1 protein-coding gene is annotated in these 651 nt (G+C 60.4%); it reads left to right on the top strand.

The features are described 5' to 3' along the window. A partial coding sequence (locus C6W91_RS21240; protein ID WP_370571625.1) for an IS3 family transposase occupies positions 1–651 on the top strand: 651 nt, incomplete at both ends.

Below are 651 nucleotides of genomic sequence, written 5' to 3'. Positions count from 1 at the left end.
GGGGTCGAGCCGATCTGCCGTGTTCTGCCGATCGCCCCATCTACCTACTACGCCCATGCAGCGATTGCCCGGGACCCCGATCTAGCCTCGGCTCGCGCGAAGCAGGACGTGAAGGATCTGGAGAACATCAAGCGTGTCTATGACAAGAGCAAAGGCCGATACGGGGCGCGTAAGGTCTGGCATCAGCTCCGCCGAGAACAGAAGGATATTGCCCGCTGCACGATCGAGAGGCTGATGAGAGAGCACGGATTACAAGGGGTTACTCGTGGCAAGAAGCGGACGACGATCCCGGATCCCGCCCAGGCTTGCCCGGATGACAAGGTCAATAGGGAGTTCACGGCGACGGCCCCCAACCAGCTCTGGGTCTCGGATTTTACCTACGTGTCCACCTGGATGGGGATGGTCTACGTGGCCTTCATAATCGATGTCTTCGCGCGCAAGATCGTCGGGTGGCGTGTCTCGACATCGATGACCACGAGCTTTGTTCTCGATGCCTTGAACCAGGCAATCTGTCAGCGCTGCCCGGCAGAGGGGAGCGGCCTCATCCACCACTCGGATCGCGGCAGCCAATACCTGTCGATCCGCTACACTGAACGCCTCGCCGATGCCGGCATCGACACATCGGTCGGCAGCGTTGGCGACAGTTATGAC

This window comes from Phaeobacter sp. SYSU ZJ3003 (assembly GCF_041300735.1).
GTDB classification, from domain to species: Bacteria; Pseudomonadota; Alphaproteobacteria; order Rhodobacterales; family Rhodobacteraceae; genus Phycobacter; species Phycobacter gallaeciensis_A.
This window is presented reverse-complemented; position numbering and strand designations above follow the sequence as displayed.